The organism is Phytoactinopolyspora alkaliphila (assembly GCF_010550695.1).
In the GTDB taxonomy this organism is placed as follows: Bacteria; Actinomycetota; Actinomycetes; order Jiangellales; family Jiangellaceae; genus Phytoactinopolyspora; species Phytoactinopolyspora alkaliphila.
This window is the reverse complement of sequence record NZ_JAAGOB010000015.1, coordinates 88,243-107,150: the sequence shown is the minus strand read 5'-3', so window position 1 is coordinate 107,150 and position 18,908 is coordinate 88,243. Positions and strand designations below refer to the sequence as shown.

Genomic DNA, 18,908 nt, shown 5'->3' with positions numbered 1-18,908 from the left:
ACCTGGACATACTCGCCCGCTCACGCGCGGGCGAGCGCGTTGATCTGGTCCGGCGACAAGGCGTGATCGATGACCATCACGGCCGCGCCGATGACGCCCGCCCGGTCGCCCATCTTCGACTGCACGATCCGCAGGTGCTGCGTGGCGAGGGGCAGCGAGCGCCGGTAGACCACTTCGCGCACTCCGGCGATCAGGTGCTCGCCCACCTGCGAGAGTGATCCGCCGACGACGATCACCGACGGGTTGAACAAGCTGACCGCGGCTGCCAGGACGTCGCCGATGTCCCGGCCCGCCTGCCGGATCAGCTGCAACGCGTCGAGGGATCCGGATCGTGCCAGGGCCACGACGTCGCCGCTGCTGGAGGCCGTGAGGCCGCGTTCGCGTAACGCCGCCGCGATGGCGGCCCCGCTGGCGACGGCTTCCAGGCACCCGATGTTGCCGCAGCGGCACACGACGTCGGCGCGCGGCGCGACAGGCCCGGGACCCGGCGCGGCCGGTGAGCCCGCGCCGTCGATGCTGCGCGGAACCTGGACGTGCCCCAGATCACCGGCCGCGCCCTGCGCCCCACGATGCAGGCGACCATCGCTGATCAGGCCGCTGCCGATCCCGGTGGCGACCTTCACGAACATCAGGTGTGCGGCGTCGCGCCAATGGGTGAAGTGCTCGCCGAGCGCCATGATATTGACGTCGTTGTCGACCAGTACCCGGGTGTCCAGCCGGTCGCTGAGGAAGCCGGTCACGTCGAACCCGTCCCAGCCGGGCATGATGGGCGGGCTGACCGGCCTGCCGGTGGAATGCTCGACCGGGCCTGGCAGGCCCACACCGATGCCCGCCAGCTCCGACGGTGGGCCACCGGTGTCGTGCAGAAGTTTCCGGGCGTTCTCGACGATCCAGGTGAGCACCTGTTCCGGTCCATCGGCGATGGAGATCTCCACGCCCGCGGCCGAGATGAGCTGCCCGGCCAGATCGGTGACGGCGATTCGGGCGTGCGAGGCGCCCACGTCCGCAGCCAGCACCCGGCGAGCGGCTGGATTGAAGGCGAACCGGGTGGGCGGACGCCCACCGCTCGACGCGGCCCTGTCCGCCGCTCCGATCAGATTGGCCGCGAGCAGCACGTCCACACGCTGGGTGATGGTGGAGCGCGCCAGACCTGTCTCGGTGGCCAGCTCGGCGCGAGTGCGCGGCCGCCCGTCTCTCAGCAGCTGAAAGAGGGCGCCCACGCCGAAACCCGGATCGTGGGCGGCAGCCCCGGGCAGGCCGTGTCTGGCCGCGGGGTGTTCGGCACGTCCACGCATGTTCACAGTCAAGCATGGAACCCTTATGACTGTCCCGAATGCACAGGTGTGTCGCCGAAGTGGCAACTTTTGGTTGACTCGCAAACAGAAGTCTGGATAGCGTTCAGGCGATGGGATGTCGTCGGCGTGGCGGCACTCAAAGCACCCACCGGGCAGCGGTGGCGCGACGTGAGCCAGTGTCGGCCGCGGCCGGTTGCTGCCCGCCCGAAAGGACTCAACGTGTCAGACGCGAAACGGCCGGCGGCGATCATCGGCACCGGCTTCATGGGACGGGTGCACGCCCGTGCTGTCGAGGTGGCCGGCGGCCGGGTCGTCGGTGTGGTTGGCTCCACGGCGGAGCGGGCCGAGACCGCCAGGCCAAGTCTTCGAGCTGATCGGGCGTTCGGCTCGCTCGAGGAACTGATCGCCGCGGTCGACGTCGACGTCGTGCACGTCTGCACACCCAATCACCTGCACGCCGAGATCACGTTCGCCGCGCTGGCCGCCGGCAAGCACGTGGTGTGCGAGAAGCCGCTGAGCCTCGACGGTGCGACCGCCGGCGCCATGACGCGCGCCGCGGCCGACGCCGGCCGCGTGGCGACGGTGCCGTTCATCTACCGATTCCACCCGATGGTGCGCGAGGCGCGAGAGCGGGTCCGGCGTGGGGACATCGGGACGGTCGTCCTGTCGCACGGGAGCTACCTGCAGGACTGGCTGCTGCGGCGCACCGACGACAACTGGCGGGTCGATCCCTCGCTCGGCGGGCCGTTGCGGGCCTTCGGCGACATCGGCTCGCATTGGTGCGACCTCCTGGAGTTCGTCACCGGCGATCGGATCGACCGGGTCTCCGCCCAGTCGAGCACGGTGCACGCCAGCCGGGGCGATCACAACCGGCCGGTCGACACCGAGGACGTCGTCACGCTGCAGTTCGCCACTGCCGCGGGCGCGATCGGCTCGGCGGTGATCAGCCAGATGTCGGCCGGGCGGAAGAACCGGTTGCTCCTGGAGATCTCGGGCACCGAGGGCACGTTCACCTTCGATCAGGAGAACCCGGAGCTGCTCTGGCATGGCGGCCGTGAGCGCAGCAGCGTGCTGGTCCGGGACCCGGAGACACTCTCTCCGGCCGCGGCACGCTATGCCCGGGTGCCGGCCGGTCACCCACAGGGCTATCAAGACTGCTTCGACCATTTCGTCGCCGACACCTACGCGGCCATCGACGGCGCCGCACCGGATGGCCTGCCGACGTTCGACGACGGACTGCGCGCCGCGCTCGTGGCGGACGCGGTGATGGAGTCGGCTCAGAAGCAGAGCTGGGTGGACGTCGCACCATGATCGTTGACGCTCACGCACATCATCGGGTAGAGGTTCGTCAATGACCGCCCGCAGGTCTGACAAAGGAGTGTGACCATGAGCCGTCCAATCACATTGTTCACCGGTCAGTGGGCCGATCTGCCGTTCGAGGAGGTCGCGCGCCTGGCATCCGAGTGGGGGTACGACGGGCTCGAGGTCGCCTGCTGGGGCGATCATCTCGACGTGGCGCGCGCGGCCGAGGACGACGCGTACGCCCAGTCCCGGCTGGACATCCTGGAGAAGAACGGCCTGAAGGTATGGGCCATCTCCAATCACCTCGGCGGCCAGGCCGTGTGCGACGACCCCATCGACATCCGGCACCGGGGAATCCTGCCGGACCGGATCTGGGGCGACGGCGAAGCCGAAGGTGTGCGCCGGCGAGCCGCGGAGGAGATGAAGAACACCGCCCGGGCGGCGGCGAAGCTCGGCGTCGACACGGTCGTGGGATTCACCGGCTCGGCCATCTGGAAGTACGTCGCGATGTTCCCCCCGGTGTCACAGGACGTCATCGACGCCGGTTACCAGGACTTCGCGGACCGCTGGAATCCGATTCTCGACGTGTTCGACGAGGTGGGTGTCCGGTTCGCGCACGAGGTGCATCCGTCCGAGATCGCCTACGACTACTGGACCACCGTGCGCACGCTGGAGGCGATCGGTCATCGCGAGGCCTTCGGTCTCAACTGGGACCCCAGCCACATGGTGTGGCAGGACATCGACCCGGTGAGCTTCCTGTGGGACTTCAAGGACCGGATCTACCACGTGGACTGCAAGGACACCAAGCGCCAGGTCGGCAATGGCCGCAACGGCCGGCTGGGCTCCCACCTGGCTTGGGCGGATCCGCGGCGCGGCTGGGACTTCGTCTCCACCGGTCACGGCGACGTGCCGTGGGAGGCCGCGTTCCGGATGCTCAACACGATCGGCTACGACGGACCCATCTCCATCGAATGGGAGGACGCCGGCATGGACCGGCTACGCGGAGCGGCCGAAGCCATCGAGTACATCCGCACGCAGCTCTTCGACGCGCCGACGGCGTCGTTCGACGCCGCGTTCAGCTCCGACTCGTGACCCAGTCCCACAACTCTTCATGACCGACGCGAGTGAAAGCCGGCACTTCGAAGGAGACGTCACCCTATGAGCACGCCCCTGGCCGTCCAGCTGTACTCGGCCCGTGACCGACTGGCCGACGACCGCGCGGGCGTGCTTCGCCGCCTGGCGGAGATCGGGTACGCGGCAGTGGAGCCTTTCGCTCCGACCGACGACCCGGCGGGGTTCCGCCGCATCGCCGACGACCTGGGACTGGCGGTGTGCGCCACCCACGCCACCGGCCTGATGCGAGGTGAGGACGCCGCGGAGATCTTCGACGCCGTGCACACGCTCGGCACAGAGCTGGTGATCGTCCCCGGAGGTATCCCGCGGGAGGAGTTCGCGACGGCGGACGGACTGGCCCGGATCGCGGACCGTCTCAACGGGATAGCAGATCAGGCACGGGCTCGGGGGTTGCGATTCGGCTACCACAACCACGACCACGAACTCGAATACATCGTGGACGGCCGGCACGCGCTGGACGTGCTGGCCGACCTGCTGGCGCCGGAGATCTTCCTGGAGATCGACACCTATTGGGCGGCGGTCGGCGGGGCCGACGTGCCGGATCTGCTGCGCCGGCACGGTGACCGGGTCCGTCTCCTGCACGTGAAGGACGGCCCGGTGGTGCGCGGCGAGCCGAACGTCGCGGTGGGTGAGGGCGAGATCCCGGTCGAGGACTACCTGGCGGCGGCGCCGGACGCGTGGCGAGTGGTGGAGTTCGACACCTGCGCGACGGACGTGCTCGACGCGCTCGAGGCGAGTTACCGGTACTTGGCCACGCTGGATCGATCCGGAGAAGGCGCATGATGAACAGCGGACCGGTTGGTGTCGCGGTCGTCGGCGCCGGCGTGATCAGCAAGCAGTATCTTGCCAACCTGACCAGGTGCCCCGATGTCTCCGTGGTAGCCGTGGCCGACCTCGACGTGGATCGTGCCTCGGCGGTCGCGGCCGAGCACGAGGTTCCGGTGGCAGGGGACGTCGCGACGATCCTGGTGCGTGACGACGTCGAGCTCGTCGTGAACCTGACCGTCCCCGCGGCGCACGCCACGGTGGCCCGGGCCGCGCTGGCTGCCGGGAAGCACGTGTTCGGGGAGAAGCCCCTCGTACTCGACGTGACCGAGGGCGAGAAGCTCCTCGCGGAGGCCGCCGAGAAGGGCCTGCGGATAGGGTGCGCACCGGACACTGTGCTCGGATCCGGCATCCAGTCGACCGCGCGGGCGATCTCGGCAGGCGTGATCGGAACACCGATCGCGGCGACCACAGCCGTCCAGTCGTTCGGGCCGGAGATCTGGCACCCCAGCCCGGAGTTCCTCTTCCAGTCCGGCGCCGGCCCGTTGTTCGATCTCGGGCCGTACTACCTCACCACGTTGGTGACGCTGTTCGGCTCCGCGCACCGGGTCGCCGCCACCGCGCGCACCGGGCGGGCTGAGCGGGTGATCGGGTCCGGTCCGAAAGCCGGCACCCGGTTCAGCGTAGAAGTGCCCACGCACGTGAACGCACTGGTGGACTTCGACGGCGGTCCCACGGCGTCGTCGACCTTCAGCTTCGACTCGGTGGTGCGCCGGACCATGATCGAGATCGCCGGCACGGAGGGCACCCTGTCGGTGCCGGATCCCAATCGGTTCGAGGGCTCACTCGAGGTGCTGCGTCCCGGGGCGGAAGACTGGGAGCGCCTGCCGGTCAGCGGAGCCACTCTGGGCCGGGGTATCGGCGTGGTGGAGATGGCCCGCGCGATCCGTGCCGGACAGTCGCACCGGGCCTCCGCCGAGATCGCCCTGCACGTGCTGGAGCTGATGGCGGGCATCGCCGAGTCGGCCGAAAGCGGCCGGTTCGTGACTCTGAAGACCGGTGCCGACCGACCGGATCCGCTCTCCGGCGATTGGGACCCCCTCGCGGCGACCCTGGTCTGATCCGCAGCTGTCCGCTGGATACGTGGCGGCTCCACGGTGACCGGCATCGTCGTCGAGCGGGCCGGTGAGAAGTTACCGTATGTTTGAGATAAAAATCTTGTTATTAACGTCTTTCAACGTTAGCGTTACCTCCATCCGTGAGAATTAGCGCCGCACGGCGCGTGGAGGAGGAGAACATGGCGGAGCGGAGCAGGACTGGCAATGGCGACCCCATGCCCCGTGGCACCTCGATGAGCCGGCGGCGGCTCTTCGGGCTGGGAGCCGCGGCTGCCACTACCCTCGCCGCGGGCGCCGCCGGTGCCGGCATACCGGCGTGGGCTACTGGCCCGGGCGGTACCGCGGCGGCCACATCTCAGCGGCGGGTTCCGGTCTCGGCCTGGTTCGATCTGGAGGGTCCCACCAGTGCCCAGTTCGTCAACGCCGGTCTGAAGGACCAGCGCACCATCATGCAGTCGTTCGCGGTGGACAGCGTCGGTGGCCACGTCTACGTTGTGCAGCTCACCCAGGCCGGCACCACTCTGCCCGGCGACGAGCCCGGCGACGAAGAGTATGCCCGCCGCAACGCGCGCGGCGATCTGACCATGACGAAGCTCGACCTGGCTGGAAACATGCTCGGGCACATGTACCTCAAGCGGTTCGGACACGGCGTGGCGATCGGTGTGGAGCGCACCGGGCAGTCCGTGCATCTCTGGACTGAGGTCGACGCCGTCACCGAGGGAGCCAGCGGCTGGGGAACGCGCCTGCTCCGGTTCCCGTTCGAGGACGGGGCCGTCATCGATGCCGAACGCGACACCGGCCTCCAGCGGCGGGTGCTCGTCCCGGGAGTCGACCGCACCACCTGCAACGTGGACCCGGCGTACCGCACCCTGGTGATGCGGTACCGGAGGGACGGCAGCTTCCGGTACGGGCTGTTCCGGCTCGACCACGTGCGCGACGAACGTGACAGTTACGAACCGATCGCGGACGTCGCGCAGCCCGACGTGCTCATCGGCACCACCTTCCAGGGCTACGCGACCTTCGGACAGTACCTCTACCTCCTCGACGGTCAGATCTACAACGATTCCAACCCGCCCGAGGGACGTGGAAACACCCACTTGACCAGGGTCAACTGGCGGACCGGTGAGGTCGAGCAGCGGGTCTGGGTCACCGACTTCCACGAACTGCACCGGCGTGAGCCGGAAGGCATGGGTGTGTGGCTGTCCGCACCTGGTCAGCTCAAGAGCGCTCGCCTGGGCTTCGCCTTCGGCACCAGCGTGACGGCCGACCCGGCCGACGACCGGCTCTGCACCATCCTGTACAAGGACGCGCCGCGCCGCTGACGCGGGGTTTGCGTCACCGGGCGAGACAGGTCAGATGGGCGCACAGATCAGATGGCCGGTACGACGAGATCACGCCGCGCCGGCCATCTGATCGTCACTGGGACAGCTCGTCCAGGACGTATTTTTGAATGGCGATCACGGCTGCCCCGCGAGCCCACTCCAGGAAGCCGAACTCCTGGACGTCCAGATCGACCGGCGCAGCTCTCGGGTCGCGCTGATCGCGGATGCGGCGGAGTACCGCAGGCCGCGCGACGTGCGCCAATCGCACGCCGTCACCAGCGACCATGACCTTGTGCGGCATGGTCAGATTGGCCACCAGAGCAACCAGTTGCCCGAGCGCCCCACCGGCGTCGTCGATCACCCGCCGGGCCGGGGGGTCGCCTGCCACCGCGAGATCTAGGCACTCGTCGTAGGAGACGTCTCGCCCGTGCGCCACGGAGACCGACGAGCGGATAGCGGGAATGGAGAGCATGGCGTAGGCACACCCGCGGTGGCCCAAGGGGCATCGCGGCCCGAGCGGATCGAGCGGCACGTGACCGATCAGCCCGATCCCGACGTCCAGGCTGGTGACGAGCCGGTCGTGGACGACTAGCCCGTATCCGATGCCCACGCCGATGGTGATGACGGCGAACCGCTCGCATTGCCGTCCCGCGCCGAACCAGTGCTCAGCCTCGGTGACCGCCACGACGTCGTTCTCGATGACGGCGGGAATGCCGGTGGCGTCGGCGAGCATCCTGGCCAGCGGGACATCGGTCCACTCGAGATAGAAGGCGCTCGCGACGGTCGCGCTGTCCAGGGAAGTTCCGCCGAAGCTCACTCCGAGCGCGGCGACGCCGTCCACGTGGTCCGAGAGGTCCTGGACAAGACGGGTCACGATGGCGACGACGTCTTCCGGGCGATGACTGGTCAGCGGCGCCCGCTCGCTGGCGACCACCTCGGCGCGGAGTGTGGTCAGGACCGCGTGAGCTTCGTCGCCGGTCAGCTTGACCCCGATGAAATGGCGCGATGACGGCACGACGTCGAGCAGAACGGCCGGACGGCCGATGCGCCTCTCGGCGTCGGTCCCGATCTCCGTGAGAACCCCGATATCCAGCAGCGGCTTGGACAGCCTGGTGAGGCTACCGGCCGACAGCGACAGCCGCCGCGCGAGCTCCGCGCGGGACAGGGGACCGTGATGGAGCACCTCCAGTGCGACCGAGCGCGCGGGGTCGGTGAGTCCGTTCCACAGCGGCCGTGCCACGCCCATCGAACCCCCTCACACCATGTCTGGGGACGTCAGTCTAGCCATCTGGATTAATTCGGCAACGACAAATATTAGCGGGAGGCACGTCGGTCCTCGCCCGGTGATCACGGCGAAGGTGACGTTCTTGCGGGCTGTTGACAATCATAAGTTCTGACACAAAACTAATCAGCACCTGATCGCCGTGCTGGGAGACTCCATGACCTCTGACGAAGCCCACGAGCTCATACATTGCCGGGCGGGCGGAACGAGCCTGCTGATTGAGTGCCGGGGGAGCCAGCTGCCACATGTCGTGTACTGGGGACGCGACCTGGGCGAGCTCAGCGACGACGAGCTGGCCGCCGTGGCGCTGACCCGGCGCCCGCAGCAGGTGTACAACAGCATCGACCGGGATGTTCCGGTCGGGCTGCTTCCTGAACCCGCCTACGGATGGACCGGCACTCCCGGGCTCTCGGGACACCGCGGTGGCCCGGCGTTCTCGGCACTGTTCGCCGTCGCTGGCCGAGCCGATGCCGTGGCCGATGGCGGCAGGAACGTGACGATCACGGCGGAGGACGCGGCCGCGCGCCTCCGGCTGATCCTGGAGATCGGCGTGACGGGCGCCGGACTCGTACGGATGCGGGCGAGCGTCGAGAACACGGGCGAGGACACCTACGTTGTCGACGGGCTGAACCTGGCGCTGCCGGTCCCGGCCGTCGCGACTGAGCTCCTCGACATGACGGGCCGACACTTGCGGGAGCGCAGCCCGCAGCGGTCGCGGTTCACCGCCGGCACGTATCTGCGGGAGAACCGCCGCGGGCGCACCGGACTCGACGCGACCCTGCTGCTCGCGGCGGGTGAGAGCGGCTTCGGATTCCGGTCCGGCGCGGTGTGGGCGATGCACGTCGCCTGGAGCGGCAACCACCGCGTCCTGGCTGAGCGTACGCCGCGTGGTGTTGCCGTCCTGGCCGGCGGCGAGTTGCTTCTGCCCGGCGAGGTCCGTCTCGCCCCGGGGGAGCGTTACACCAGTCCCTGGATCTACGGCTCACACGGCGACGGGCTGGACGAGGTCTCGCGCCGCTTCCACCAGCATCTTCGCCACCGTCCCGGACACGCCCGCTCGCCTCGGCCGGTCACGCTGAACACGTGGGAAGCGGTCTACTTCGACCACGACCTGGGCCGGCTCAGCCAGCTCGCCGACCTGGCGGCCGACGTGGGCGTGGAGCGGTTCGTGCTCGACGACGGGTGGTTCAGCGGCCGACGCGACGACCGCGCCGGGCTCGGCGACTGGTACGTGGACACCGACGTCTGGCCCGACGGGCTGCACCCGTTGATCGACCACGTTGCCAAGCTGGACATGCAGTTCGGCTTGTGGGTGGAACCGGAGATGATCAATCCGGACTCCCGCTTGGCGAGAGCCCACCCGGAGTGGATCATGGCCGCCGGTGACCGGTTGCCTCCGGAGGCCCGGCATCAGCAGGTACTCAATCTCGGCCATCCGGGCGCGTACGCCTACATCCTGGAGCGGCTCGACGCCCTGCTCAGCGAGTATCCCATCGGGTATCTCAAGTGGGACCACAATCGGGATCTCGTGGACGCGGGTCACCGGGGCGATGGCGGCTCGGCGGCGGTGCACCGGCAGACGCTGGCCACATACCGGCTGATCGACGAGCTGAAGGTCCGGCATCCGCAGGTGGAGATCGAGTCGTGCTCGTCGGGCGGCGGCCGGGTGGATCTCGGCATCCTCGAGCGCACCGACCGGATCTGGGCCTCGGACTGCATCGATGCCCTGGAACGCCAGCAGATACAGCTCTGGACCAGCCTCCTGGTGCCGCTCGACATGATCGGAGCGCACGTAGGTGCCACCGTGTCGCACACCACGGGACGCAGACACACTCTCGGCTTCCGGGCGGGGACGGCCCTGTTCGGCCACTTCGGCATCGAATGGGACCTCACCACGGCCACCCCGGAGGAACGCCGGGAACTGGGCGGCTGGGTGGCCTTGTACAAGCGGATCCGTGAGCTGCTGCACACCGGAGACGTAGTGCGAGGCGATCATCCCGACCCGGCGGTTCTTGTGCACGGCGTCGTCGCTGCGGATCGATCCCGGGCGATCTTCGCGGTGGTACAGCTGGCCACCAGCGCGCAGGCGCCTACCGGCCTGATCAGGCTCCCAGGCCTGGACCCCCGCTCGCGCTACCGGATCGCGCCGCTGCCTCCGGGCGATCGCATCGACGGTCCCACCCGCTCACCACTGGGATGGTGGGAGGACGGCGCCGTGGTCACCGGCCAGTTCGCCTCCGAGGCCGGGGTGCAGGCGCCGACGCTCTATCCGGAACGGCTCGCACTGATCGAGGCGGTCCGCGTCGACGCCGGCCAGGACCTGGCCGCAGCGGGGAGCTGATCCGCCACGAGCGCGCACACACGGTATCCGGGCAGGAGCCGCCGGACGGACTGCCGGGCGGTAGGTGGACCGGCCGCCGATCTTCTGGGCCAAGTCGAGAAGAATTAACAGAAAATATGTTATGAACTCCTCCCGCTCCGCTCGTCGTCATGGTCGCACCATCCTTTGCATCAAAAGACCTGGTCACATCCACTTCTTGATCGAAGAGACCATCATCCCTCACTGGCGGAGGTCGCCGGTTCGTCCCACCGTGGGCGGTCTGAGGGGATTGAGATTATCGTGAACTGCCGCTAGTTTCTCATCAGCAATGCTGTGTGTGCCTGTGCGGAAGCGCGGCGCGTCGGACGTATCGACGCGCTGCGCCTTCCGCGTCGCGCGCGGCGCCATCGGTGATGGGAGTGCGAGATGCGTGAGCACGGAAGCACCACGGAGCGAACCCTGGTCATCGGACGTCCAATCCGGTACGGCCTTGAGCACCCGTACTTCGGATTCGACGAGGCACCGGGCGAAGCGCACGGGGTGCGAGCAGATCTGGTCCCTGGCGCGGTGGTGGGGCCAGGACGGCCTCTTCTGCGATCCGCGCACCTCACCGACCTCCACATCGCTGATACACAGTCACCGCTGCGACTGGACTTCGCCGCCAAGACCGCCATTGAGCGGCCCGGCTGGGGAGGCGCCGCGACCTACGCGTTCCGGGCCAACGAGCTCCTGACCAGTCACGCTGTAGCGGCGATGGTGGAGACCCTGTCCCGTCTCGAGCTCGATGTCGCCGTCCTGACCGGGGACAGCGTCGACAACGCCCAGTTCAACGAGGTCGAGGTGTATCTGTCGGTGATGGACGGCGGCGTCGTGCGTCCCGTCTCGGCCGGGGGCGTCTATCACGGCCCGCAGAGTCCCGGCTGGGGTGATCCGTGGTACTGGGTGCCGGAGACGGGGGACAGCCGATACCAGCGACTGTGGGGGTACCCGACGTTGCCGCAGGTGATTCCGGCCGCCTCCAAGCCGTTCGATTCGCCGGGCGTCGGCGCTCCCTGGCTGGCATGCCTGGGCAATCACGACGCCCTGGTCGGCGGCACCACAGCCCCTTCAAGGGACCTCAGCTTGATCGCCACCGGAGACAGCAAGCCGGTGGCGTTGCCGGACGGCATCGTCGCCGGAGAGGAACTCACCACCTTTCTCGCGCGGCCGTCGGCGATCTTCTCCGGTCCGGCGCGCGAGGTGAGTCCCGACCCAGAACGGCACCTGGTGGATACAGCCGGCTACGTGGCCGCTCACCGTGCCCGCGAAGGCGGTCCCGGCCCGGCCGGCCATGGGTTCACCGAGTCCAACCAGGACACGGGCACGGGCTATTTCCGTCACGACCCTGCTCCAGGCGTGTGCATCCTCGTTCTGGACACGAACCATCGCGAGGGGATGTGGGACGGCAGCATCGACCGGGAACAGTTGTCGTGGCTGGCCGACGAGCTTCGGGCACTGACCGGGCCGGACCAGCCGGTCGTCATCCTCGCCTCCCATCACGGCACGCCGTCCATGGGCAACGGCTACGGCATCTGCCCAGACTCACCGGCGGGCGTCGCGTACGCCGCGGAGTTGCTGGAGGTGGCGCTGTCCTGCCCCAACGTGGTTCTGTGGCTCAACGGCCACCACCACGCCAACCGCATCGTGGCACACCACCGCCGAGGTGGGGGCGGTCTGTTCGAAGTCACCACCGCGTCCATGACCGACTATCCCACGCAGGCGAGGGTCCTGGAGCTGATCCAGCAGGACGACGGGGTGCTCCGGATCACGTCCACCATCGTCGACCACGGGGCGCCGCTCGACCCCGGTCCGGAGCCGACGGACGTGGCCGAGCTGGCCTCTCTACACCGCCAGCTCGCCGCGAACGATGTCTGGCGTGGCGGCGCCCGATACGGGCTGGGCGGCACGCCGGTGGACCGCAACGTCCACCTCATGGTTCCGCTCAGCGGCTGACGAGCCGGCCGTCGCGTAGGTCGTAGCCGTGCTCGAACAGTAGGCCGGGATAGTCGGTGGTGAAGCCGTCGACACCGAGCTCGGCCGCGGTGCGCAGCTGTTCGGCGGAATTGACCGGCCAGACGTTGACGTGGAAGCCGCGGTCCTGCGCCGTTCGGACCAGCGGACGGTCGGTACCTTCCCATCCCACCAGGACCCGGCGGGCCCCGAGCGCCTCTGCTCTGTCGAGCAGCTCGTAGGAGGCGGTCTTGGAGATCAAACCCACCAGAGTGGACGGCAGCCTGCGGGCGACGTCGCCGACGACATCCTCGTCGAAACTGGTGGGAGAGAGCCGGTCAAGGTGATCGGCGCGGTCCGCCAGCAGAGCCGACAGCGGCTCGATGACGGCTGGGTCCTTGATCTCGATCTGCAGCGCCACATCTGTGGCGTCCAGGACCTCGTCGAACGTGGGTATGCGTTCACTGTCGCCGGCGTCGAAGGTGCGCAGCTCGTCCAGTGTCAGCGTCGAGACCGCCCCGGAGCCGTCCGTCGTGCGGTCGACCGTGGCGTCGTGAATGACGACGATGGTGCCGTCCTTCGACAACCGTAGGTCCAGCTCGATCTCGTTGGCGCCTTGTTCGACCGCGGCGGCGAAGGAGGACAGGGTGTTCTCCGGTGCCGTGCTCATCGCGCCCCGATGGCCGCAGTTGATGAAGTTCATTCATACTCCATGTTTCATGTTGCGTCCTGCAGGGCGAGCCCTCGAGCGCTCGCCCTGCAGGACGCAACGCGGTACTTGCCTCGCGGCCGGGCCCTCTAGCCGAAGTAGCGGTCGTAGTCGTCCCGGATGCGCTCGACGCCTTCCTCCAGCTCGCCTGCTACGCGGTCGAAGACGCTCTGGACGTCCGCGCTACCACTGCTGAAGATCTCCTGCAGTCCGCTGATGATGATGTCCGTGCCGTTGGGCAGGTAGGAGCGGATCGCGTCGCTACCTTGAGCCATCGGCAGCTGCTCCACCGCCGTGCTGCGGTTCGGGTCCTCCGCGATCTGTTCGGCGAGCTCAGGCTCATCGACCGCTGCTTTGACGATCGGCAGGTATCCGGACGCAAGGCTCCATTCCGCCGCGTTGTCCGGCTGGCCGAGGAACTTCAATACCTCGAAGGCGGCGTCCTTGCGCTCCTGCGGCACGTCGCGCAGCAGGGAGAAGCCCATGCCGCCGGTGGGGACGCCGGTGGTGACCTCTGCCGGCAGGAACGCGGTGCCCACCTCGAACTCAGCGTTCTCGTAAATGCCGCGCAGCGCACCGGTGGAGGTGATGGTGGTGGCGACGACGCCGGTGCCGAAGTCGACCGCGGAGCTCTCCGCCATGTAGCCCATCTGGTCCTCGAAGATGAACCGCTGCTGCCATGCGGCCGCGTCGACGGCACCGCCGGTGTTGATGGTGACATCGAGACCGTCGGAGAGGCTGCCGCCGAACTGCCAGGCAGCGGACATGAACTGCCAGTCGTCATCCCCGGTGAAGGCGTGCACCTTCAGCGGCTGGCCCTGCACAGTCAGCTTGGACAGCTCCGCGCCCCACTCGCGCAGCTCGGTCCACGTCTCCGGCCCGCGGTCGGGTAGGCCGATCTCAGCGAACGCGTCCTTGTTGTAGTAGAACAGCGGCGTGCTGCGGCCGTAGGACAGCCAGTACAGCTCATCACCGACGAGCCCTTCGTCGAACAGAGCCTCGACATAGTTGTCGCGGTTGAAGTCGTCGGTCAAGTAGCCGTTCAGCGGCTCCAAAACGTCGTTGAGCAGGAACCTGCCCCAGAATGTGTCGGCGAGCATCATGATGTCCGGCACGGCACCGGCGCGCAACGCCGCGGTCAGCTTGGGCGACGACTCGTGGTAGTTGCCCTGGAATTGGACCTCGGCGTAGATGGAATCCTGCGACTCGTTGAACTTCTCGACCAGCGCGTCGAGGGCCTCGCCGTTGACACCGCCCATGGCGCTCCACATGACGACGTTCACGTCACGTCCGCGGTACTTGCTGGGCGGGCTGATGTCGACCTGGCCGAGTTCGTTCCCGCCACCCTCGCCGTCGTCGCTGGAACTGACGCCACCTGCGCACGAGCCCAGGATCGGCACGCTCAGGCCGGCAGCGGTCATGCCGAGGAAGGACCGGCGGCTCGGCCGGCGGAGGGAACTGTGACGGGGAAGTCTGTTACTCATGGTGGTACGCGTCCTTTCAATCGAACGTCGAGTGATACACGAGCCGGGCTAGCCCTTGACGGCGCCGCCGGTCAGACCGCGGACGATGTGCCGCTGGGCAAACAGGAAGAGGATCAGCATCGGGAGCGCCACCATGACCGTGCCTGCCATGATCGCTCCCCAGTTGGAGTAGCCCTCGGTGGTGCGCAGGTAGAGCAGGCCGATGGGCAGAGTCCGCATCTCCACCGTGTTGGTGACGATCAGTGGCCAGATGAAGTCGTTCCACATGTCGACGATGGCGATGATGGCGACCGTGACGAGCATCGGCTTGCACATGGGCAGGACCACTTGCCACAACGTGCGTATGTGGCCGGCACCGTCCACCTTGGCTGCTTCGATGATGTCCCTCGGCAGCGTCATCATGTACTGGCGCAGGAGGAACATGCCGAAGATGGAACCGGCACTCGGGATGATCAGGCCCAGGTACGTGTTGATCCAGCCCAGGTTGGACACCGTGATGTAGTTGACGATCAAGGTGACGTTGTTCGGCACCATCAGCGCGCCGAGCATCACCAGGAAGAGCACGTTCTTGAACGGGAACCGCAGGAAGACGAACGCGTACGCGGTGAGCGTGGCGTTGACCAGCTTGATCGCTGCGCCACCTGCCGTCACGATCAGTGAGTTCATGAAGAAGTTGCCGAACGGCGCGGCCTGCCAGGCGTTGGCGAAATTCTCCACGTGTGGTCGCAGCGGCACCCAATGCGGAGGGTACTGGTAGATGTCGCCGGGCTCTTTCAGCGCGGACGAGAACAGCCAGTACAGCGGGCCGATGAACAGGAGAGCCACCGCCACCAGGGCGGCATAGAGAAGAACTTTGCGGACCACGGTCTCGCCGTCCCGGGTGTTGGGGCCTGTGCGCCGTCGCTGGGCCTCCTGGGACGTGGTCCGCTCGTCGATGGCCACCCCTTCGCTCCTCTCGTTCCTCATTGCCTCTGGTCGCGCTCGGTTCGTCGCTTGCTCCGCGGCCGGACCTCCTTCGTCGGACCGTCCACTACGCTCGCTCCTCGTCTCGCCGCTCATTGCCTGTGGTCGCGCTCGGTTCGTCGCTTGCTCCGCGGCCGGACCTCCTTCGTCGGACCGTCCACTACGCTCGCTCCTCGTCTCGCCGCTCATTGGTAGTGGACCTTGCGCTGCGCATACTTCGTCTGCAGACCGGTGACGATGAGCAGGATGACGAAGAGGATCATGGCGCTCGCGGCCGCGCGGCCGGCGTCAGAAGCCTGGAACCCCTGTTCGTAGATGTACCAGGAGAGGGTGGTCGTGGCGTTCCCCGGACCGCCGCCGGTCATCACGGCGATCATGTCGTACGCCTGGAACGTGCCGATGATGGTGATGACCAGCACGAAGAACGTCACCGGAGACAACAGCGGGAGAGTGATCCGCCGGAATGTGGTCCATGCCCGGGCGCCGTCGAGCTTGGCCGCCTCGTAGACGTCCTCCGGCAGGCTTTGCAGCCCGGCGAGGTAGACGATCGCGACGAACCCGATGCCCTTCCAGAGGAACACGATGATCAGGCTCGCCAGCGCCCAGTCGCTGTCCGAGACCCACCGCGGCGAAGAGAGCCCCACCTGATTGAGCACGAAGCGGGACAGTCCGTAGTCCGGGTTGAAGATGAACAGCCAGAGGGTGGCGACCGCCGCGCCGCTCACGATGTGCGGGGCGAAGGCGACCGTGCGGACGAATCCGCGGCCGCGTACCTTCTGGTTGAACAACACCGCGAGGGCCAACCCGATCACGACGCTCCCGATCACGACGGTGCCGGTGAACAGCAGCGTGTTGTACATGACCGTGTGGAAGCTCGAACTGGTCAACAGGCTCTGGTAGTTGTCCAGGCCCACCCAGACCGGCACACCTGACAACATGTTCCAGCGAGTCAGGCTCAGGTAAGCGTTGTAGATCACCGGCCAGTACTCGAACGTGCCGATCAGCAGCAGGTTCGGGGAGACGAGGACAAGGAACAGGAGGTACTCGCGGCTGTGGCGGCGTCGCCGGCGCCGCGTCACGGTACGGTCAGCTGCGCCGCGCGCACCGGCGTCGCCGCCGATGGACGAGGGCGGCGATGCCGTGGAGTGAGACGTCAACGAAGTGCCTTCCAGGGGCGTGGTACTGGTCTGTACTGTCTGGCTGACCGTCATTCACGTGAACGATCGAGCCGACAGTAACAGATTTAACATCGCTGACGATAGATGTAACTAGAAACGAAGCGCGAAATGTGAGTGTCGTGGAAGTGTCCACGCCCCGCCCCGGACCCTGAACGGCATCCGGAGCGAGGGTGGCGACACGAGGTACGTGGTCTCAAATGGCCTGGTCAAAGCCGTGATCGGCCGGTCAGATGCTTTCCATGACGGAACCGGCGCCAGCGGTGAACCCTGACCCGGAGATGCCGGTTTGGTAGTCAAGCACCACGATGACTGTTATCAAGGTGTATCCGGACGGGATTGCCTCACGAGAGTCCCGCCGGATCGGTCGACGAGTCGCTGCCCTGGTCGGACACGGCGGCCGTCGCTCCGGAGTCGCGGAGGTCGTTGCCGGTGTACCAGGTACCTGTACACGTGCTGGTGATCGAGATGCCGTACTCCGCATGGGCACCACTGTCGCGTCGGCGGACCGTGTTGCCGGCCAGGGTCACCCGGTTGGCGTTGTTGCTCACCCGTAGGGCAGCCACGGTGCCGTCGGCCGTGCCGCTGCCGAGAAGGATGTTGTCCCGTACGACGACGTCTTCGACCGCGTTGGTGATGCTCATCCCGTACGCGCCCGTGTCCTCGGTGAGATTCCCGGAAACGAGCGCGCCGTTACTGCCGGCATGGACGACGACACCCTCGCGGCCGGTTCGCCGGATGCTGTTGGACGTGACCACGGCGCGAGGCGCGTCGTTCACCCGGATTCCGACGCCGGCGCAGTCCTCGACGACGTTGGCCGACACCACTGCGCCGTCAGTGCGGTACACGGCGATGCCCTCCATGTCGACGTCCTCGACGATGTTGCCGGTGACAGTGAGCCGGTGCGTGCGCGAGTTGTTGAGACGGCCGATGCAGATGGCGGCGTCCGGCGGCCGGCCGTCGGCCTCTTGGACCCCCGTGAGCTTGCGGAGCGTATTGCCGCGCACGACGATGTTGCCTCCGGTCTGCACCCCTGCAGGTCCGATCTGGATTCCGCCGCCGCCGTCGGCGATCTGGTTTCCCTCGACCACCCCGTCCAGCCAGTCGTAGAGCCTGATCGCCCACTCGCTGCACTGGTCAGCGTAGTTGCTGATGACACGGAGGCCGGTGTGCTGGTGGCCGTCCGGGCCGCCGTGCGAGCCGACCAGCCGCGGATAGGACGGGAAATCGGCAGATGGCCCGGAGTAGCATCCAATGACCTCGATGTCCTTGCAGCCGTAGAAGTCGGGCGCCCCGAAGAGGGTGAAGTGTCCCGCGCCGCCGGCATAGTCCATGTGTACAGCCTCGGAGTACTGGCGGTTGCCCGCCGGGTCGGAGAAGCCTTCGAACCTGCTGTTCGCCACTCGCACGGTCTCCACGGCGTTGAGCTCCATCGCATGCCAGCCCTGTACGTCGAGCACGCGCACGTCGTAGACCCGGATGTTGCGGCCGTGGCTGAACGAGAACGCGTTCGCGTTCCGCGCCACATTCCTCGCGTTGACGTCCCACACGCCGCCTTGGATGACGATGTTGGACTCGCCGTCGAACTTGGTGGCGGTCATGTCGCCGAGCACACCGTTGCCGAGGATGCTCGGCCCGTCGGTTCGCCGCACCACGCTGGTGGCCGTGGCCAGGACCGTCGTTCCGGAGAAGACGCTGAGCATGGTGGACACCAGGTACACGCCTGGCGGTATGTAGACGGTCCGGCCGCGGCCGGCGTCGAGCGCGGCCTGGAGGGCTTGGGTGTCGTCGGTGCTGCCGTCGCCGGTGGCTCCGTGGTCCAGGACGTTGACGACGAGGGTGTCCTTCTCCACGAAGGGGGTTCCGGACGGGCTGGCCGGAACCCCCGGCCGCGCCCAGGCGGAGCCGGAGACCGCTACCGCCGCGGCCGTGGACATGGCACCGGCCGTCGCGAGGCGGAACAGATTCCTGCGAGCGGGGGATGTGGGATGGTCAGGTTGACGGGTCACGGGTCTTTCTCCTTCGGGGGTGGGGGATGGGACTCGATCAC

The 18,908-nt window shown here is 67.6% G+C and carries 14 protein-coding genes; 7 read left to right on the top strand and 7 right to left on the bottom strand.

Annotated elements, in window-relative coordinates; genetic code table 11:
* Positions 1-20: 20 nt before the first annotated feature.
* On the bottom strand, positions 21-1,295 hold the full coding sequence (locus tag G1H11_RS22255; protein WP_163820805.1) for an ROK family transcriptional regulator: 1,275 nt from the start codon (positions 1,293-1,295) through the stop codon (positions 21-23).
* Positions 1,296-1,514: 219 nt separating this feature from the next.
* On the opposite strand from G1H11_RS22255, the gene G1H11_RS22250 reads away from it, so the two are divergent.
* The 5 genes from G1H11_RS22250 (at position 1,515) to G1H11_RS22230 (ending at position 6,936) form a co-directional block, all read left to right on the top strand.
* Positions 1,515-2,606, top strand: a complete 1,092-nt coding sequence (locus tag G1H11_RS22250) for a Gfo/Idh/MocA family protein (protein ID WP_216844030.1) — start codon at positions 1,515-1,517, stop codon at positions 2,604-2,606.
* Positions 2,607-2,681: 75 nt separating this feature from the next.
* Positions 2,682-3,689: a sugar phosphate isomerase/epimerase family protein gene (locus tag G1H11_RS22245; protein ID WP_163820804.1), complete on the top strand. Its 1,008-nt coding sequence runs from the start codon at positions 2,682-2,684 to the stop codon at positions 3,687-3,689.
* Between the two features lie 66 nt (positions 3,690-3,755).
* The gene (locus G1H11_RS22240; RefSeq protein WP_163820803.1) at positions 3,756-4,514 is read left to right on the top strand and encodes a sugar phosphate isomerase/epimerase family protein; all 759 of its coding nucleotides are present in this window, start codon (positions 3,756-3,758) and stop codon (positions 4,512-4,514) included.
* Complete coding sequence (locus G1H11_RS22235; RefSeq protein ID WP_163820802.1) at positions 4,514-5,617, top strand: Gfo/Idh/MocA family protein; 1,104 nt, start codon at positions 4,514-4,516, stop codon at positions 5,615-5,617. The genes G1H11_RS22240 and G1H11_RS22235 overlap by 1 nt, the downstream gene beginning before the upstream one ends.
* Before the next feature lie 176 nt (positions 5,618-5,793).
* Positions 5,794-6,936 carry a phage baseplate protein gene (locus G1H11_RS22230; protein WP_163820801.1) on the top strand — a complete coding sequence of 381 codons (1,143 nt, stop codon included), beginning with the start codon at positions 5,794-5,796 and terminating at the stop codon, positions 6,934-6,936.
* A 94-nt stretch (positions 6,937-7,030) separates the two neighbouring features.
* Here G1H11_RS22230 and G1H11_RS22225 read toward each other — a convergent pair whose 3' ends face one another.
* Positions 7,031-8,182: an ROK family transcriptional regulator gene (locus G1H11_RS22225; RefSeq protein WP_163820800.1), complete on the bottom strand. Its 1,152-nt coding sequence runs from the start codon at positions 8,180-8,182 to the stop codon at positions 7,031-7,033.
* 193 nt (positions 8,183-8,375) lie between these two features.
* Between G1H11_RS22225 and G1H11_RS22220 the strand changes: the two genes are divergently transcribed.
* Together G1H11_RS22220 and G1H11_RS22215 are read left to right on the top strand one after the other, a co-directional pair.
* Complete coding sequence (locus tag G1H11_RS22220) at positions 8,376-10,559, top strand: alpha-galactosidase (RefSeq protein ID WP_163820799.1); 2,184 nt, start codon at positions 8,376-8,378, stop codon at positions 10,557-10,559.
* Between the two features lie 405 nt (positions 10,560-10,964).
* The gene (locus G1H11_RS22215; protein WP_163820798.1) at positions 10,965-12,530 is read left to right on the top strand and encodes a metallophosphoesterase family protein; all 1,566 of its coding nucleotides are present in this window, start codon (positions 10,965-10,967) and stop codon (positions 12,528-12,530) included.
* On the opposite strand, the gene G1H11_RS22210 is transcribed toward G1H11_RS22215, so the two are convergent.
* The 5 genes from G1H11_RS22210 to G1H11_RS22190 form a co-directional block, all read right to left on the bottom strand.
* Positions 12,520-13,230: a glycerophosphodiester phosphodiesterase gene (locus G1H11_RS22210; RefSeq protein ID WP_163820797.1), complete on the bottom strand. Its 711-nt coding sequence runs from the start codon at positions 13,228-13,230 to the stop codon at positions 12,520-12,522. The two genes, G1H11_RS22215 and G1H11_RS22210, sit on opposite strands and share 11 nt — an antisense overlap.
* Before the next feature lie 95 nt (positions 13,231-13,325).
* Complete coding sequence (locus tag G1H11_RS22205) at positions 13,326-14,720, bottom strand: ABC transporter substrate-binding protein (protein ID WP_163820796.1); 1,395 nt, start codon at positions 14,718-14,720, stop codon at positions 13,326-13,328.
* A 48-nt stretch (positions 14,721-14,768) separates the two neighbouring features.
* Positions 14,769-15,662 (bottom strand): carbohydrate ABC transporter permease, encoded by an 894-nt coding sequence (locus G1H11_RS26130; protein ID WP_216844029.1) that lies wholly within the window; start codon positions 15,660-15,662, stop codon positions 14,769-14,771.
* Between the two features lie 206 nt (positions 15,663-15,868).
* The gene (locus G1H11_RS22195) at positions 15,869-16,894 is read right to left on the bottom strand and encodes a carbohydrate ABC transporter permease (RefSeq protein WP_163820794.1); all 1,026 of its coding nucleotides are present in this window, start codon (positions 16,892-16,894) and stop codon (positions 15,869-15,871) included.
* A 308-nt stretch (positions 16,895-17,202) separates the two neighbouring features.
* Positions 17,203-18,867 (bottom strand): right-handed parallel beta-helix repeat-containing protein, encoded by a 1,665-nt coding sequence (locus G1H11_RS22190; RefSeq protein WP_163820793.1) that lies wholly within the window; start codon positions 18,865-18,867, stop codon positions 17,203-17,205.
* Positions 18,868-18,908 lie beyond the last annotated feature (41 nt).

Excerpts from the sequence above, each read along its gene's own strand:
- G1H11_RS22195 (WP_163820794.1), bottom strand. The coding sequence starts at position 16,894 with ATGACGGTCAGCCAGACAGTACAGACCAGTACCACGCCCCTGGAAGGC.
- G1H11_RS22240 (WP_163820803.1), top strand. The coding sequence starts at position 3,756 with ATGAGCACGCCCCTGGCCGTCCAGCTGTACTCGGCCCGTGACCGACTG.
- G1H11_RS22205 (WP_163820796.1), bottom strand. The coding sequence starts at position 14,720 with ATGAGTAACAGACTTCCCCGTCACAGTTCCCTCCGCCGGCCGAGCCGC.
- G1H11_RS22255 (WP_163820805.1), bottom strand. The coding sequence starts at position 1,295 with ATGCGTGGACGTGCCGAACACCCCGCGGCCAGACACGGCCTGCCCGGG.
- G1H11_RS22215 (WP_163820798.1), top strand. The coding sequence starts at position 10,965 with ATGCGTGAGCACGGAAGCACCACGGAGCGAACCCTGGTCATCGGACGT.
- G1H11_RS22220 (WP_163820799.1), top strand. The coding sequence starts at position 8,376 with ATGACCTCTGACGAAGCCCACGAGCTCATACATTGCCGGGCGGGCGGA.
- G1H11_RS22245 (WP_163820804.1), top strand. The coding sequence starts at position 2,682 with ATGAGCCGTCCAATCACATTGTTCACCGGTCAGTGGGCCGATCTGCCG.
- G1H11_RS22225 (WP_163820800.1), bottom strand. The coding sequence starts at position 8,182 with ATGGGCGTGGCACGGCCGCTGTGGAACGGACTCACCGACCCCGCGCGC.
- G1H11_RS22230 (WP_163820801.1), top strand. The coding sequence starts at position 5,794 with ATGGCGGAGCGGAGCAGGACTGGCAATGGCGACCCCATGCCCCGTGGC.
- G1H11_RS22235 (WP_163820802.1), top strand. The coding sequence starts at position 4,514 with ATGAACAGCGGACCGGTTGGTGTCGCGGTCGTCGGCGCCGGCGTGATC.
- G1H11_RS22210 (WP_163820797.1), bottom strand. The coding sequence starts at position 13,230 with ATGAACTTCATCAACTGCGGCCATCGGGGCGCGATGAGCACGGCACCG.